This is a genomic window from Nitrospirota bacterium (genome assembly GCA_016235245.1).
Lineage (GTDB): Bacteria > Nitrospirota > Thermodesulfovibrionia > Thermodesulfovibrionales > UBA6898 > UBA6898.
In genome coordinates this window covers 39386-55285 of sequence record JACRLO010000018.1, presented here as the reverse complement: position 1 = coordinate 55285, position 15900 = coordinate 39386, and the positions used below count along the sequence as shown (strand labels likewise).

Here is a 15900-nt window from a genome sequence, read left to right as displayed (position 1 = left end):
GCAGTCGGCGCCGCAATATTGAAAGATCCGATTCTGTCAATCGAAGGGATTTGGGTACCTGAGTCAACGATAAGGAAACTGCACGAAAGCATGTCGCCGCATGCATCTAATCCGGAAATGATCATCATTGCAGTGTCTGACGAAACGCGATGGAGATTCAGTTGGGTAAACTATCATGAAGCGACCTGGCGATATATTCTTAACTATAAGAAGAGACCCAAAGGGGCTATCTTGAGATTCAGTCCTTATGAGAGGTATTCGACAGAACGGTCTGATGGAGACGAACTTGCCATACAGATAAAGACCGATACGGCCGGGAGGGCAGTTTCACTCAAGTTCATGGACTATCCCGCTATCAGCCACCTGGACGAATCTTTTGTTCGGATTCCTGATGAATTGCACAGATACTCATCTAAACTTCTGCTCGTCGGGGTCTGGCAGGACAAAGACAATAGATTATTCAATTTTTCTATGGACGGCATCGCCAAATGGCCTGACGAAACGTTCAACTATACTATTTCCATGGATGGAAGTGAAGCAGACTGTGACTATATTACGACTCCTGCAAGCAAAGAACCGGGCGGATCCAGAAGGATCGGATTTAGTCGCAAGGGAAACAGCCTTATGATTTACCGGATCAGGTATGATAAAGATACTCCGATAAGCTGTGATACACAACCGCTTTATATACTGAACAAAGCAAAGGGGAATTAGTCATTTGCTGCTCTGCAGGTGCCGGCTGGGTTTGAATATCTTCATGCTGATTGCGGGACTGCTCCTTTTCCCGGAGATTGTCTTTGCTGGCCCGTGGAAGGATTTGAAAGAGAAGAAACAGATTCGGGACTACAGCATAAAAGTATTTTTAACTGAGGAAGGTGAAGGGCGAGTTGTCATCACCCGAAAGGGTAACGTTGTCTTTGAACTGAAGGGGGAGGATATGAGCCGCTTCAGAATCGGGGACCTAAACGGTGACGACAGGCATAATGCCTTAATCCCTGTTGGCATGGATATTACAGGGAGAGGCATCCCGAATCTTGTCATATCCGAATGGACCGGCGGGGTCCACTGCTGCTATAGCTATCACGTATTTGAGCTGGGAGAAACAGTCAGGCAGGTCGCCAAACTAGATGTCACTCATGCTGGTCTATCGCATTTTGAAGACCTCAATAACGACAGGAAGCTGGAATTTGTTACCTGGGATTTCACTTTTGCCTACTGGAAGACAAGCTTCTCTGAATCTCCTGCGCCAAAAGTTATTCTTGAATATCGTGATGGCCTGTACAGACTTGCCGGAAGATTGATGCTCAAACCGGAGCCGGACAAAAAAGCATTTGACGAGCAGTCTCGCCGGATTTTGCAAGACGAAGAATGGCAGAACAATTATCCGCCTGTCAGACTCTGGGCAACGATGCTTGATCTTATCTATACCGGAAATGCCGATGCTGCCTGGAAATTCTTTGATAAATCATGGCCGGCTCATGCTGCAGGAAAAGACCGATTTCTGGAGGAATTCAGGAGGCAACTCAGTACCAGCCCTTACTGGGTTGAACTAAGAAGACTGAATGCAGGGTCTCCATTGCCGGAGTAACGTATGGACAGAGTGATAAAAGGCTCTCTAATATCGCTGCTCCTGTGCTGTATTTTCCCAGCCTATGTCATCGCTGCAGGGCCATGGAAACTGGTAAGCTCTGTCGAGTACGACTGGAGAGGGGATGGCATTCCCTATGCCGTTACGCTTGAGATCCCTGAAGACTGGGACTCTGGCGGTGAATACACGAAACTCACCATTCGCAGAAATGGAAAGGTGCTTTTCACGATTGAAGACGAAGACGGTCTTACAAAGCACACAATTATGACAAAACAGGTCAGGGGGATGCTGCCGGCAAACAGGCTTGCCGATAGTGCTTATCTTTTGTTCCTCCCTCAATCCACAGATAGATCAATACCCCCTGCCCTGCTCCTCTTTGGCCCTGATTATGCAAGCTCACCCGGAAGTCTCCATATTATAATCCTCGGGGGGGGCGGAATTCCGAAGCTGGTTTTTTCTGAAAGGCACTTCTCGCTCTCAGGTTATATGGACATTACGGGTGACGGAATCCCGGAACTTATAGGCAAGCATTGCTATGCCGAGGTCTGGGGCCCGGCCGACGACCCAATGAGTCATACGTACAACAGTTATGCCCCGTATCAGGTATTTCAGTTCGGGAAGTCTCCGGATGAGACCATGAACCAGAATCTGAGGCTGTCCGAAAAGTATAACAGGCAGAACTATTATGGATGGACCGGACCTGGCTGCCATGAAGACCATGTTGTCGTCATGAAGCCGCACGGCGGTACAAAGCCTGAAATTATGCAAAGGGACGAGGCGTATAAGATCTATGGGAAATAGGATCTCCTGCTCCTGCACGGCAACCAATGAAGGTATAATAATCTCAAAGGAGGAAGTAAAATGAAACAGACTTTAGTTGCTTTTGTTCTTTCTGCCGGGTCTTTTCTGATGGGCGTTAGTATGGTTTCTGCAGAGGAGACGAAGTTCGAGTTGAATCCGCAGTTCAGTGTTAAAGAGGTCCTCGCCTCACAGGTCGGAAAACGAGTAGCGGTGAAGACGGATGGCGGTGAGTCGCTCGAGGGCACGGTCACCAAAGTCGGAGATCAGTTGGTCCATATTGCGAAGCTCTCCGGAAAGGACTTTTACGATGCAGTCGTAAGGATCGACAGGATCTCGTCGCTCGTCCTGAAGGTGAGATAGCTTCAGAATCTGAAGCCGATGACAGGCAGACGGCAGGAAGCTGGTCCTGCACAGAAGGCAGCGCCACGGTAATGATCAGGATAGCACGTGCAAATCAAAATCAGGAGGCGGCAGATAATGAAGTATTTGGTGACGATCTTTCTTTTTTTATTGACAGTTCAGGGCATGACACATGCCGAAGATTCGATGCAGACCAGATTCGGGCTTGTCGAAACTGCACGCAGTGCGCCCAACGCAATGTACATTGATACGATTACGGTCAATGAAAAGCTTGTCTACAAAGTGGAAGACATATTTGTATCGCTCAAGAATACGTTTGAGCTTGGGGACAAAGACGTGGTTCTTTTCGGCACGAACTGCGGAGGTAATTCCTGCCCGTTCGACGAGCTTCATTTCCTGATACTTCAGAAGGGTAGGAAACCAAAGGTTGTGAATCACAGTGATTTTATTTCGAGCGACGGTACGGAAAAGCCGAAACAGGTAAAAGATGCTATTGTCGTAGACCTAGGTTATGATGCGGGCAGACGCAAGAAGGCAACCTTTGATGGAGAAAAGATAGCTATCGAATTCGAAGCCCCGGGAAAGAAGGCTGCGATGAAAAACAAGGACTGCAAATGGGTTTATGACAACACGGTTGATGGACAGTGCATTCTGGAGCGTGAGGAGGACAAGACCTGCGGGAAGCTGGATATGAACTATTTCCCCGGCGCAGTCCGCCGCGGTGTTGCAGCCATTTCGAACAGCCCCGGCTTTAACCACGATGCGCTCGAAAAACTCTGCCTTGCTGCCTGTAAATCAGGGAAGGCAGAGAAATATGCTGTTTTCAAAAGAAGCGTTTGTGGTATCAAGTAGCACTTGAAGGAGGTTGTCGGAATGACAACGAAGAAAAAACAGCGAAGATCGTTCGATAAAGTAAGGCTCCCGTTGTCATGGAGGGTCAGCTCCATTCTTGCCATGCTTCCGCTCGGATATGAAATCTTCATGCTGATTTTCCGCAAGTCAGGCGGCAAATTTCCGCTTGCTGCAGGTGATAGCACCGACCCCATATTTTTTGCGTCAGTTTTCAGCATCGTGCTTCCGTGCTTTTTCTATCTCTTCGTAGTTGACAAGATACTAAGAGGCATCGTTGCCAGGCGTGCAGGCAGTGAGATCGCGATAGATGTTGCGAAAGACCTTGGCAAGGCTGCTGCTGAAATGGCTGCCGAAGTTGTTCTTGGGGGTGGATCTTCTGATGACAGGAGCAGTTCTTCCGGAGGCAGCACAAAAGGTGGTGGCGGAGAATTCGGCGGCGGCGGGTCTTCAGGAGGATATTGATTGTGCTGATAAACATGTTAATCGGGATTGCCGTTTTCATGTCGTTGAGCGCTTTACCTTCTGAGGCTATAGATAAGGAAACGGTCAGAAAGAACCTTGCGGGTGCACTTCTTTGCAAAGGCGACCCATTGAAAACCTTCAGGGAAACTGTTGGGATAGGCAGCAAGGTGTTCTCCCAGGGAGTCGCTGCATACTCATGGGGTTGGGGAGGAGGACTTGATGAGATGGGAGTTATCATTATCGACGGCGGGATCTCTATCGCCGGCGCAAAGGCGAACGCAGTGATGATGTCATTTTCATCTCCGCTGGAGGACTTTAACGGTTTTGTGTTTGCTGAGTTCGAGGGTGATGCCGGCCGCGTAATTCGAGAGCTGAAACTTCAGGAGTTCAGACCCGCAGAAAAAAATGATGTCGTAATCGGCAGATATGTTAATCCCCTGCCGGTTGACCCGAAGCGGTTTGAGCGGGGTGAGGTCAAAGAGCTCTGTCCGCGGACCATCGCGCTTACACCTCTGTCAAAGGGAAAATTTCTTCTTGGGTGTGGCTGGTGTCCCGGGTAAAGACTGGAGTTCCCCCGGTTTGATAGACACAATTAAAGGTAAAATTGGAAGCAACGGAGGAGGTGTCTATGTCAAACCGGAAATACACAGAGGATTTCAAATCTGAGGCAATCAAGCAGGTGGTCGAACGGAGCTATGGGACGAGATGTCTGCGAGCGATTGGGGATATCGAGCAAAAGTCTGTATCTGTGGCTTCGACCCCAATTAAACTAATTCAGTCAATTCAATAACCCAAAAATGGTATAATCTCTCCTATGGCAAATGAACCGAATAAAGTGATTTACTCCATGGTAGGAGTCAGCAAGTTCCATAACAAGAAACAGGTGCTGAAGGACATCTACCTTTCCTATTTCTACGGCGCGAAGATCGGTGTGCTCGGCCTCAACGGCTCGGGCAAGAGTTCCCTCCTTCGCATTCTGGCTGGTGTTGACAAGGAATTTGTTGGTGAGACGGTTATTTCCCCTGGCCACACGATCGGGTTTCTTGAGCAGGAGCCGGTTCTTGATGATACAAAGACCGTGCGGCAGATCGTTGAGCAGGGGGTCCAGGAGACGGTCGATCTCCTGAATGAATTCAATCAGATCAATGAGAAGTTTGCTGAGCCCATGTCTGATGATGAGATGAACAAGCTGATCGAGCGGCAGGGCAAGGTCCAGGAAAAGCTTGATCACCTTGACGCCTGGGACCTTGACAGCCGTCTTGATATGGCAATGGATGCACTCCGCTGCCCGGCTGCTGATACGCCGATAACTGTGCTCTCCGGAGGAGAGAAAAGGCGTGTGGCGCTCTGCAGACTCCTTCTTCAGAAGCCCGATATCCTTCTTCTTGATGAGCCGACCAACCACCTTGACGCAGAGTCCGTAGCATGGCTTGAGCATCACCTCCAGAGCTATGCCGGCACTATTATTGCCGTGACCCATGACCGGTATTTCCTTGATAATGTGGCCGGCTGGATTTTGGAGCTCGACAGGGGGCAGGGCATACCCTGGAAAGGCAATTATTCTTCCTGGCTTGATCAAAAGCAGAACAGACTGAAGCAGGAGGAAAAGTCAGAAAGTGAACGGCAGAAGACCCTGCAGCGGGAGCTTGAGTGGATCAGGATGTCGCCTAAAGGCAGGCATGCCAAAGCGAAGGCCCGTATCACATCGTATGAAATGCTTCTCCAGCAGGACATGGAAAAACAGGCAAAAGAGATGGAGATATTTATTCCGCCCGGCCCGAGGCTCGGCAATGTTGTTATCGAATCGGAAAATGTGACCAAGGCCTATGGAGAGAATATCCTTGTTGAGGGTATGACCTTTTCGCTTCCGCCCGGCGGCATCATCGGCATTATCGGCCCCAATGGCGCGGGCAAGACAACGCTCTTTCGCATGATTACCGGCCAGGAAAAACCTGACTCGGGTGAGATCAGGATAGGCGACACCGTGAAACTTGCCTATGTTGACCAGTCCAGGGATTCGCTTGACCCCAATAAATCCATTTGGGAGGCGATCTCTGACGGCCAGGACACGGTGCAGATAGGCAACAGGGAAGTGAACTCCCGCGCATATGTAGGGAAATTCAATTTTTCCGGGCAGGACCAGCAAAAAAAGGTGAGCCTGCTGTCAGGCGGAGAGCGCAACCGGGTGCATCTTGCCCGCATACTTAAAGAAGGCGCAAACGTTCTGCTCCTTGACGAGCCGACCAATGATCTTGATGTAAACACTATGAGGGCGCTGGAAGAGGCGCTTGAGACTTTTGCAGGGTGTGCTGTGGTGATCAGCCATGACAGATGGTTCCTTGACCGTATAGCAACTCATATCCTTGCCTTTGAAGGAGACAGCAAGGTCGTCTGGTTTGACGGCAACTATTCCGAGTATGAGGCTGACCGTAAGGCACGTTTAGGTTCTGCTGCTGATCAGCCTCACAGGATCAAATACCGCAGTCTTACCCGGTAGCGCCTGGGGGGCATGGCATATGTCCTTCAAGGCCAAACCTGTGATCTCCTGTGTCTGAGAAGAATGCTGTCCGGCTTGGCTATATTTCTGTATGTTGTGCCGCTCTGCTCTGGGCAGCTTCAGGCAACGCATCCAAGCTACTTCTTCAGAGTGAGGTTACCCCGTTTCAGCTGGTCCAACTCAGGACAACAATAGCTGCTGCTCTGCTTTTGCTTTTCCTGTTATTTCGACGGCGCGACCTTTTGAAGATAGCGCGAAGTGACGTGCTGTATTTCATCAATCTTGGTATTGTCCTGGCAGTCATGCTGTTTGCCTATCTGTACGCAATCAGCAGGATACATGTTGCTGCTGCTGTCCTGCTTCAATACCAGGCTCCTGCGCTTATTGCACTGTATTCTTTTTTCTTTCTCCGAATTAAACTGTCAGTATTTACGGTTGTGGCGATCATCGGTGCGATCATCGGCTGCTATCTTATGGTCGGAGCATATAACCTAAATATACTTGATATGAATAAAGCCGGTATCCTGTCAGGTCTGGCCTCAGCAGTTGCCCTGGCCCTCTATTCGGTCAGGAGCGAATACGGCATGCGCAGCTATTCAGCCTGGACAGTCCTGTTTTATGCACTTCTGGTTGCGGCAATTGTCTGGAACAGTATAATTTCTCCCTTTGCAGCCTTTACCGCAAAATACAGCGCTTCTGCCTGGGGATGGATAGGGTATGTAAGCCTTTTTGGTACCGTAGTGCCGTTTGGTCTTTATAACGAAGGAGTAAAGCGTATTTGTTCCACGCATGCAAGCATAACTGCAACGCTTGAACCGGTCATGGCAGGAATGCTTGCTTTCGTATTTCTTGGTGAGGTTCTGACGCCATTGCAGATTGCCGGAGCAGGGCTGGTTATTGCATCAATAGTGCTGCTTCAGGTGAAGAAATACAAGAGCACAAAAGACGGTGCTGAAACAAACGCATCGTAGTGAGGAGAGGATATGCTTTTGTACTACTTCACCATGACAAGTGTGACCCATTTGCCATCAATGATTTTTTCCTGAAAGTTAAGGCCGACAGATGTCATTGCCTGAATTACCTCATCCTCCTGACCGATAAGCATGCCGGAAAGGATCGCAGTTCCACCGGGATTGAGTCGGGCAGACAGGTCAGGGGCAATTTCTGTAAGGATCTCTGAAAGCAGGTTTCCAATAATGACGTCAAAGGTCCCGGTGGTGATTGATATGCCGCCTTCTTTGACCTCAATATTACCCAGCCCATTTGCCGCGATATTTCTTGCTGCCGCATCAACACAGAGCGGGTCTATATCAACGGCGACCACCTCGTTGAAGCCCAACTTTCCTGCTCCGATGGCAAGAATGCCTGTGCCTGTGCCGATATCAAGAAGCCGCCGGTTATTGTGATTCTTTGACGCCTTTTCTATCATGCTGAGGCAGGTACGTGTGGTCTCATGATGACCTGTGCCGAAGACCATGCCCGGGTCTATGATGATCGGGATTCTGTCAGTCTCTGATTGAAGCCAGGACGGGATGATGGTAAGGTTATCTCCAACATCGATAGGGGTGAAGTTCTTTTTCCATGTCTTATTCCAGTCCTTTTCAGGCAGGAGAGTATGGGACAGGGTACATGAGGCATCAAGACCTGAAGCCTTCAGCGTCGAGCGGAACCTGTCCAGTTCATCACATATCTCGGCAGGCGATTGCTTCGGTTCAAAATAAGCGATCAGCCCTCCCTCCTTCTCAACAAAGCCGATTGCGCCCATTGACGACATTTTACTGCTAAGGGCATCCCTCGATTCTTCCGGTGCCATGACTATGATCTCGATATAGGTCATCGGTTTAATCTCCATTGTTAATAGATAACGGGCGACTGCTGAATACGAGTTCACGGTCGCCTTGCAGGTATACCATGGGTAATTGTTGACAGGGGAAGACAACAGGAACTGAAGCAGCCCCGGGAATTCCGTCAGCTACGCAAGAAGAATATCCTGCTGGTCTGTTTCGCCCTCTGCGAAGAGCGCGACCCAATCCCCTTTCTTCGTAAGAAGAAACGGCATCTGCTGGCCGCATTTCTTGCACTTGCGCATCTCCGCTGCTTCGATCCCGAACTCCATGAGCTTTGCTGAGATTCCATGGTGGGAGACTGACTCATATTTATGGATGTGGTTCATAATAGTTTCTCCTTGCTATTAGGCTACCCTAAAACAGACAAATAGTCGAGGGGTATATTGAGGACGATTATGTTCAAAAAACTTCACGGAGAAGGCGTCATAAATTACAAGGCATAGAGGCCTTAAAGCCTGTATTTATAGGGTTGAGCATTGGCCAATTGCTTGACAAAAAAATACGTTCTTGATAGTGTTATCTCAGCCTGATTATTTACAGAACATCACTACAGAAAGGGGGGAGGATTATGACAAAAGCAGAAATGATTGAAAAGATTGCTGCAGGCGCAGGTCTCAGCAAGGCAGATGCATCAAGGGCGCTCGATGCATCGCTTGATGCGGTCAAGGGTGCATTGAAGAAGGGGCAGAAGGTGACGCTCGTCGGCTTCGGCACATTCAGTGTTACCAAAAGAAAGGCCAGGATGGGCCGCAACCCAAGAACCGGCCAGGAGATCAAGATCGCGGCGGCAAAAACTCCTAAGTTCACTGCCGGCAAGGCATTGAAGGATGCAATAAGGAAATAGTACTTTTCCTGAACAGGATGGGAAAAGGGACAAAGGAATTTGTCCCTTTTCTTTTGTGGCGCACAGAAGAGACGGGACCATGAAAAAATAATGACCAATACAGGGAAGTTTCCGAAAAAATGAAATGTCGTTGTATTCTCACTGCTATAGATTTAGGGCCTGACACGCAAACAATCGTTTCCTATGCTGCGTATTTTTCGGCCGGGACGAAGTCATCGGTCATGCTGCTCTATGTGATCGATTATCTCCTGACCCCTCCGACATACCTCGCGCCCTATATACATGAAGAGCAGAAGCGCGATGAGGGAGAACTTCAGCGCTGGAAAGACCGTCTTGAGAAGCAGGGCATATCTGCTGATGCACACGTCATGATGGGGAGACTCCGTGAATCTTTTGTGCAGGCAATTGGCGAGTTTTCTCCTGACCTTTTGGTAATAGGGTATCAGTCACATGCCTTCAGACCAAGCAGTTCAGAGCGGCTTATCAGATCCCTTGAGATGCCTATGCTCGTTGTACGTGGGAGCAAGTCAGAAAAGCCGGGGCCTCTGTCTGTCAAAAAGATTCTCTGTGCCGTGGATTTCTCTGAAAACGCCGCAAAAGCACTGAGGATGGCCGCTGATTATGCCAAGGTATTTTCTGCGGAACTGCATGTCGTCCATAGTATACCTTCGCATACGATCAAGACCAGGTGGGCAATATGGGAGGCGGTCGGCGAGATCGATGAAGACCAATTTGACGAGCAGATGAAGGCGGAAGCAGACGAAGAACTGTCAAAAATGATCCAAAAGGCAGGTCTTCAGCATTCAGGAGAGGTACTCCACGGAAATCCGGCAGAAACGATCTGCAATCGTGCTCATGAAGGAGGATATGATCTCGTTGTTATGGGAGCCCGCGGGCTTTCCTATATCCAGGGATTGCTTATCGGCAGCACGACAGAAGCGGTCCTCCGGGCCTCTTCCTGCCCGGTTCTCATTGTCCACTGATGTTGATTTCCTTGCTGTTTCTGATATCCGGCCTTGTTCTGATTCTTATCGCTGCCGAGTTTTTTACGAACGGCATAGAGGAGTTCGGCCGCTATTTTTCTTTTTCCCAGGCAGTCGTAGGGAGCATTTTCGCCGCTGTCGGTACTGCGCTGCCTGAAACGATCCTGCCTGCCGTTGCGATCTTTATGTATGGCGGTGCTTCGGCAAAGGAGATCGGTGTTGGCGCAATTTTGGGCGCTCCCTTCATGCTCTCGACCCTGGCTTTTTTTCTTGTCGGCCTGACCGTGACCATAGCGGCAGTCAGCAAAAAACGCGCTTTTGAGCTCAAGGTCGAGGCGCATTCCATCAGAAGGGATCTCATTTTTTTCCTTCTTATGTATTCGACAGCCATTATTCTGCCGATAATCGGCGGGAAGACCATGTTGGTCCCCATATCCGTTGCCCTGATTATCGGCTATCTATTGTATGCGTATCTGACTTTTAGAAGTGAAAGCGCCGAGATGGAGCATTCAGAGGGCATATATCTCTGGAGGGTTATACAGCGGCTCAAGCCCTTGCTCGTAAGACCCAAGCCCCCTTTATTTGTCATTCTTGCGCAAATTGCGTTGGCCCTTGCAGTGATGATAAAGGGCGCCCACACGTTTGTGCAGAGCCTTGAGCTGATCTCTGCCAGGTTCGGTATGGACCCGCTGATCTTTTCTCTTTTGCTTGCTCCTGTTGCAACAGAGTTGCCGGAGAAGTTCAATAGTGTCACCTGGACGTGGAAGGGGAGGGACACCCTTGCATTAGGAAATATCACCGGAGCTATGGTTTTTCAGTCAACGTTCCCGGTATCGGTGGGTCTGATTTATACTGACTGGAACATCACCGGCATGGCGCTCTTTTCGGCTGTGCTTACGATTATTTCAGCATCAGCGGTTCTTGGTGTCATTGCGGTGACAAAGCGCATTTCACCTTTTGTGATGCTTTTAGGAGGAGTCCTTTATCTTGTTTATGCCGGTGTGCTCATTTTCAGGTAACGCTTATTTTCTGAACAGATCGTCCAGACTTTTCAGTGCATCAGCCCTGTCCTGGGATGACGCAGCCTCCGCCTCCCTGAAAATGAAATAATCACAGAAATTTGCCCTGTCACGAGACCTCTGAAACTCTGCCTGTGGTTCTGCGCATTTGTTGTGAGCTGATTCCGAGTAGAACCGGCAGTTCAGACAGACATGAAGGTCACTGCTGCATTTTGGGCAGATTGATTTTCTGACGACAATCGTGTCGGTCCCTATTTCCTTCCTGCAGTGGCTACAGATCTTCATGAACTGCCTCCTATTGTCCCGGCTGTAAGACCATTATACGCATCAGGCATGTCCTGTATCAATACGTGTTGACAGACCGTTACTCCTGTGATAGGTTGGTAATATACCTTAAAGAAGGAGGTAATCATGGCCTGTAAATCAAAGAGCGGCACCTGTGGAACGGCAAAGAAAGCCACAGCGAAGAAGGCACCAGCAAAGAAGAAATAGGACCTGCTTGAATTTCAAGCAGAAAGGGATGGCAATTTTGCCATCCCTTTTTTTGTGCCGGCAGATAAGGCGCCTTGACGCTGCTCTGTCCTATGGCCCATTTAAGGGAAGAACGGGCGATGATTCAAACGGTCTTCCTGCCTTCCTGAATCTTTCTTCATGTTCCTTCCTGATGTCGGCAATAGACTGGTCGGTCAAAATATAGGGGGTCAGCAGGATAACAAGTTCGGATTTGTTCTTTTCCTGCACGACCTGCTTGAAGGCAGCCCCGAAAAGCGGGATATCACTGAGAAGCGGAACCCTTCTGGCCGTATCATTGATTTTGTCAGTGATGAGACCTGCTATAACGATGGTCTGTCCGTTTCGCGTTTTAATCATTGTATCAGCTTCTCTTGTATTTATAAGCGGTTTAGTGTTTTTGCCGTCAGGCGAAGTCAGGTCCTTCAACTTCTCGGAAATGCTCGGATGTATCTGCATGGTGATAATGCCTTCGTCGTCTATCTGCGGGGTAACGTCAAGAAAGAGGCCAATTTCATCTATTTGAGGTGTTGTGTTGGAGACAACGATCTCACCGGTGGTGCCACTGGTAAAGGAATTGGTCACCCAGGATACTTCTTTCGTGGTCAATTTGATCACGGCCCGCTGATTATTCATGGTCGAGACCTTCGGGCTCGAAAGCACATTCACCTGTCCCTGTTCTTTCATCGCGTCGAGAAACGAACTGATCTTATTGTTTTTGAGGTCAACGGTAAATACACCGGATTCAGTTGACAGTTTCTGGCCGATTTTCACATTCAGCCCATCGAAGTTATCCATTGCAGTCCAGTCAAGACCAAATTTATAGTCATCCTTAAGAGCTACTTCAATGATATGTGCCTGAATCATCACCTGTTTTCTTGCCGACTGCTCAACATCCGCAATAAAATCTGCAACTCTCTCCATGCTGTCTGAATAATCGGTGATCAGCACAATGCCTGCAATTTCGCTTATGATAAGTTTCTTCCCTGTTTTATCATCACCTCTGCTGAACCCGCCCTCGCTATCTCCGGCACCTTTTGTATCACCGAAAACGAGGACTTCCAGGCCCCTTCTTATCTCTTTCCAAAAGTCAGAGGTGCCTGACGTAGTAACGGTTACCGTTCCCTGCGTTGTCGAAGAAGAGGCTGTAGTTCCAGACCCCGATGTCCCGGAGGAGATATTTATGTTTGTTCCTCCGGATGTGCCGCTGGTATTGTTATTCCCGGTCGATATTGCCGCATTCATGGTGCTGGTTGATGTCCGTTTCCCTGTTATGTAGTTGACTCTGAAGGTTTTTGTCTCCAGGATCGGTTTTGTTATTCTTATGAACCCCTTATCCATCCTGAAGGTGAAGCCAAGCTGCCGCGTTATGGCATAGAGGGCGCTGTTCAGTTCCAGATTGGTGAAGTCAATAGAGACCTTGCCGGTTACATCTTTATCAGCAATTATGTTTATCCCGCTGTCTTTTGAAAGGAGAAGAAACACATCCCGTACATCAGCATCCCTTACGCTCAGGGAAAACTTGCTCCTGTCTTTTGCCGGCGGCAGCTCCTCTGCCTTTGGAGGCTCCGGCCGCACGCTTGGTGCCGGAATCTGCGGCGGCTGCTTTAGTGCCATAGTCTCAGGGACTTCGGTCATCCTGGGTGTTGCACATCCCATGATGATAAAGGTGAGAACGACTGCTATTACATGAAAAATCTTCATTTCTTCTTCTCCTTGATAACTTTATAATCATCAAACGATATTTCCTGTTTTTTCCCTTCTGCCAGAAGCACAATACTGTGTTGAGTTATCTCCTTGATAACTGCCTTACCAATACGATCATTGACTCTATAGACCTTGCCGTCGATGAGAGCATGGCTGATGCCATCTCTCTTTATGATTCCCATGAGCTTGATATCATAGGTTTCCTCGGTTGTTTTACTGCCTGTCCCCGCGGCCTGACGGAGAGAGAAGGGGTCCCGCTTCCACTCAGCCTTGTCCGCGCTCTTGTCTGTAGGTTGGGCGAGATCTGCTGAGAGGGTCTTTGGCGACTGCGCAGCAGGTTCCTGCTTCGATGGGGCCAGACGATGGATCGGTCCAGCCGGGGCAGTCGGCCTGTTTTTGGTCATGAAGAACTGAACATTATAGACGATCACCAGGGCCAGGGCAATGCCCACGGCACCTGCGACATATTTGTTCCCGAGTACCCCCTGGGGCATAGACATTATTTCTCCTCCATGGCATATGTGCTGATAGTCATCTCTACCGCAAGATAGCTCTTTTCACCCTTTACCCTGAGATTGTCTATTGTCACCAGTTTTTCGAGGTTCTGCAACTCGCGGACAAACTCCGCCATTTCCCGGTAACCTGCATGGAAATTCATTTTGACAGGATAGGCCTGGAGAGAAGGCCTGCTATTGCCCTGGGTTTGTCTGCGGGAAACGTCCAAAGATTTTTGTTCAAACGTCAGGTCGCTGATTTTATGCTTTCGTGATGCATTGTAGGCGGTCTCGATGAATTCTACGGTCCACATCTTCCCGGGTATTGATTTTCTGAGATCAGCGCTGCTGCCGGAGTATTTTTCTGTTGTCAGGACGCGCTCTGCTCCCGATTTTTCAATCGCCGCCCGGAGTTTATGGATTGAGCTGATTTTTGAAAAAGCATAAAAAGAAAAGAGCAGTCCGGTAACGATTACGACCGCAAGTATAATATAAAAAGCCTTTTTTTGATTATTCATTGCCGCACCTCAAACTTTGCCTTTACCATAAACTCCTGTTTTTTAGCGTTTGGCGCCGCTGCGGCTGTTGAGATCTCGGGTGGCGAGGTCAGCACGAATCGACCTGTGGCCTCAAGGGAACTCAGGAACTTTGAAACTGCCGAGTTCCTCAGGACTTCATCTCCGGACTGCAGACTTGCGCCCAGTTTGATAAACGTTGCCTCAGTTGTTTTTTCAACGTCGAGGCTGGTCAGACTGATGCCTGGAGGTGTTATATTGGCAATATCTCTGAATAGGGGGTAGAGGTTCTTGCGGGTGCTCAAGATTTTTCTCAGGGCATCCTGCTCGCTTTTTCCCTGGGTCCCTGATTCCTGAGATGACTTGCCCTGTGCGTCAAATTTTTCTTTTACGATCTTCAGATCTTTTTCAGCCCTGTTCAGGACTGTGTAGCCGCCTCCTATCAGGATCACATAAAAGGCGAGGGCGACGATAAGGGCTGTATTCCCGACAATATGCTTGCCCCTGTCTCTCTCGTCAGAAGGTATAAGGTTGACAATCCGGTCAGAAGGCGTGAGCATTGAAAGACCGGCAATTGCAGGGTAGATGCTTGCATGCTCCACCTCAACATCAAAAGGGTTCAGAAGAGAACTGTTCAGGCCGAGCCCCTCTGATACGCATTGCGTTGTTCCTTCCTCGGTCGATCCCAGACCGCTGATCCAGAGGCGGGAGATTTTTTCTTCGCCGCTTCCGGTCTCCATAATGAAGTTATAAAGCGCATCGACGATCGTATACATCTTGATCTTGCAGATCTGCAGCGGGTCCATGTCTTTGCTGGAGAGTTTGGCGTCGTCGACCGCAGGCATCTGGACCTTCTTGTAATTGATGAGTTTGGCGTCATTAAAGACGATGATCTCTATGAAACTTTGGCCGATTTCCAGAACAGCCTCATTTCCCTCGGTTTCAGGCCTAATCCTGTTAAAGACGCTGATAATTCCTTCAAGGCTTGTTGTCATAACAGAGGCCTTGATGCCGCACGCTTTCAAAAGACTGAAATAGGGTAGCATGTCCGATTTGAGGGCGTATTCGGCCAGAATATCCTGTTTTCCGGGCTGGTTCCTGATGATCCTCCTGATGCCCAGGACAAAGTCCTGGGTGCCGAGTTCTTTTGCGATCTCCCTTCTGACAACCTTCTCTGCATCAGCGATATCCATTGCAGGGACCTGGGAAATGCTGAATCTTACGATCTTGTGAGGGAGTATTACATTGACTTTACCTTTTTTGCCCCCGGCCTCCCTGATGGCGTTTGTCAGTTGCTCTTTTGCAGCCTTTGTGTCGGCAAGGGAAAAATTTCTGGAAATGAGAACATGCTTTAAAGTCCCATCTTTAGCAGACAGTACCCTCAGGCTCTCTCCTCTGAAGTCAATATTCAATGAATTCAT

The 15900-nt window shown here is 49.0% G+C and carries 19 protein-coding genes; 12 read left to right on the top strand and 7 right to left on the bottom strand.

The window, feature by feature from the left end; genetic code table 11:
* Positions 1–18: 18 nt before the first annotated feature.
* The 9 genes from HZB31_08730 to HZB31_08690 all read left to right on the top strand — a co-directional run bounded on the left by HZB31_08730 (position 19) and on the right by HZB31_08690 (position 7531).
* Positions 19–714, top strand: coding sequence for a hypothetical protein (locus HZB31_08730; GenBank protein MBI5848017.1), 696 nt, complete (start codon positions 19–21; stop codon positions 712–714).
* Between the two features lie 43 nt (positions 715–757).
* On the top strand, positions 758–1588 hold the full coding sequence (locus tag HZB31_08725) for a hypothetical protein (GenBank protein MBI5848016.1): 831 nt from the start codon (positions 758–760) through the stop codon (positions 1586–1588).
* A gap of 3 nt (positions 1589–1591) precedes the next feature.
* Positions 1592–2389, top strand: a complete 798-nt coding sequence (locus tag HZB31_08720; GenBank protein ID MBI5848015.1) for a hypothetical protein — start codon at positions 1592–1594, stop codon at positions 2387–2389.
* 60 nt (positions 2390–2449) lie between these two features.
* A complete protein-coding gene (locus tag HZB31_08715; protein ID MBI5848014.1) occupies positions 2450–2749 on the top strand; it encodes a hypothetical protein in 300 nt (99 codons plus the stop codon).
* 117 nt (positions 2750–2866) lie between these two features.
* Positions 2867–3601, top strand: coding sequence for a hypothetical protein (locus HZB31_08710; GenBank protein MBI5848013.1), 735 nt, complete (start codon positions 2867–2869; stop codon positions 3599–3601).
* 21 nt (positions 3602–3622) lie between these two features.
* The gene (locus HZB31_08705) at positions 3623–4063 is read left to right on the top strand and encodes a hypothetical protein (GenBank protein ID MBI5848012.1); all 441 of its coding nucleotides are present in this window, start codon (positions 3623–3625) and stop codon (positions 4061–4063) included.
* Positions 4064–4065: 2 nt separating this feature from the next.
* Positions 4066–4623 (top strand): hypothetical protein, encoded by a 558-nt coding sequence (locus tag HZB31_08700; GenBank protein ID MBI5848011.1) that lies wholly within the window; start codon positions 4066–4068, stop codon positions 4621–4623.
* Positions 4624–4877: 254 nt separating this feature from the next.
* On the top strand, positions 4878–6560 hold the full coding sequence (gene ettA, locus HZB31_08695; protein ID MBI5848010.1) for an energy-dependent translational throttle protein EttA: 1683 nt from the start codon (positions 4878–4880) through the stop codon (positions 6558–6560).
* A 50-nt stretch (positions 6561–6610) separates the two neighbouring features.
* Complete coding sequence (locus tag HZB31_08690) at positions 6611–7531, top strand: EamA family transporter (protein ID MBI5848009.1); 921 nt, start codon at positions 6611–6613, stop codon at positions 7529–7531.
* Positions 7532–7554: 23 nt separating this feature from the next.
* Here HZB31_08690 and prmA read toward each other — a convergent pair whose 3' ends face one another.
* Together prmA and HZB31_08680 are read right to left on the bottom strand one after the other, a co-directional pair.
* Positions 7555–8397 carry a 50S ribosomal protein L11 methyltransferase gene (prmA, locus tag HZB31_08685; protein MBI5848008.1) on the bottom strand — a complete coding sequence of 281 codons (843 nt, stop codon included), beginning with the start codon at positions 8395–8397 and terminating at the stop codon, positions 7555–7557.
* Between the two features lie 135 nt (positions 8398–8532).
* Positions 8533–8733 carry a hypothetical protein gene (locus HZB31_08680; GenBank protein MBI5848007.1) on the bottom strand — a complete coding sequence of 67 codons (201 nt, stop codon included), beginning with the start codon at positions 8731–8733 and terminating at the stop codon, positions 8533–8535.
* A gap of 242 nt (positions 8734–8975) precedes the next feature.
* Here HZB31_08680 and HZB31_08675 point away from each other — a divergent pair, with 242 nt between their 5' ends.
* The 3 genes from HZB31_08675 (at position 8976) to HZB31_08665 (ending at position 11253) form a co-directional block, all read left to right on the top strand.
* Positions 8976–9251 carry an HU family DNA-binding protein gene (locus HZB31_08675; GenBank protein MBI5848006.1) on the top strand — a complete coding sequence of 92 codons (276 nt, stop codon included), beginning with the start codon at positions 8976–8978 and terminating at the stop codon, positions 9249–9251.
* 119 nt (positions 9252–9370) lie between these two features.
* Positions 9371–10234: a universal stress protein gene (locus HZB31_08670; GenBank protein MBI5848005.1), complete on the top strand. Its 864-nt coding sequence runs from the start codon at positions 9371–9373 to the stop codon at positions 10232–10234.
* Complete coding sequence (locus HZB31_08665; GenBank protein ID MBI5848004.1) at positions 10234–11253, top strand: sodium:calcium antiporter; 1020 nt, start codon at positions 10234–10236, stop codon at positions 11251–11253. The genes HZB31_08670 and HZB31_08665 overlap by 1 nt, the downstream gene beginning before the upstream one ends.
* Before the next feature lie 3 nt (positions 11254–11256).
* On the opposite strand, the gene HZB31_08660 is transcribed toward HZB31_08665, so the two are convergent.
* The 5 genes from HZB31_08660 to HZB31_08640 form a co-directional block, all read right to left on the bottom strand.
* Complete coding sequence (locus HZB31_08660; GenBank protein MBI5848003.1) at positions 11257–11538, bottom strand: hypothetical protein; 282 nt, start codon at positions 11536–11538, stop codon at positions 11257–11259.
* A gap of 297 nt (positions 11539–11835) precedes the next feature.
* On the bottom strand, positions 11836–13467 hold the full coding sequence (locus HZB31_08655) for a secretin N-terminal domain-containing protein (protein MBI5848002.1): 1632 nt from the start codon (positions 13465–13467) through the stop codon (positions 11836–11838).
* Complete coding sequence (locus HZB31_08650; GenBank protein ID MBI5848001.1) at positions 13464–13970, bottom strand: hypothetical protein; 507 nt, start codon at positions 13968–13970, stop codon at positions 13464–13466. Before HZB31_08650 ends, HZB31_08655 begins: the two co-directional genes overlap by 4 nt.
* On the bottom strand, positions 13970–14482 hold the full coding sequence (gene pilO, locus HZB31_08645) for a type 4a pilus biogenesis protein PilO (GenBank protein MBI5848000.1): 513 nt from the start codon (positions 14480–14482) through the stop codon (positions 13970–13972). Before pilO ends, HZB31_08650 begins: the two co-directional genes overlap by 1 nt.
* Positions 14479–15900, bottom strand: coding sequence for a hypothetical protein (locus HZB31_08640; protein ID MBI5847999.1), 1422 nt, complete (start codon positions 15898–15900; stop codon positions 14479–14481). The genes pilO and HZB31_08640 overlap by 4 nt, the downstream gene beginning before the upstream one ends.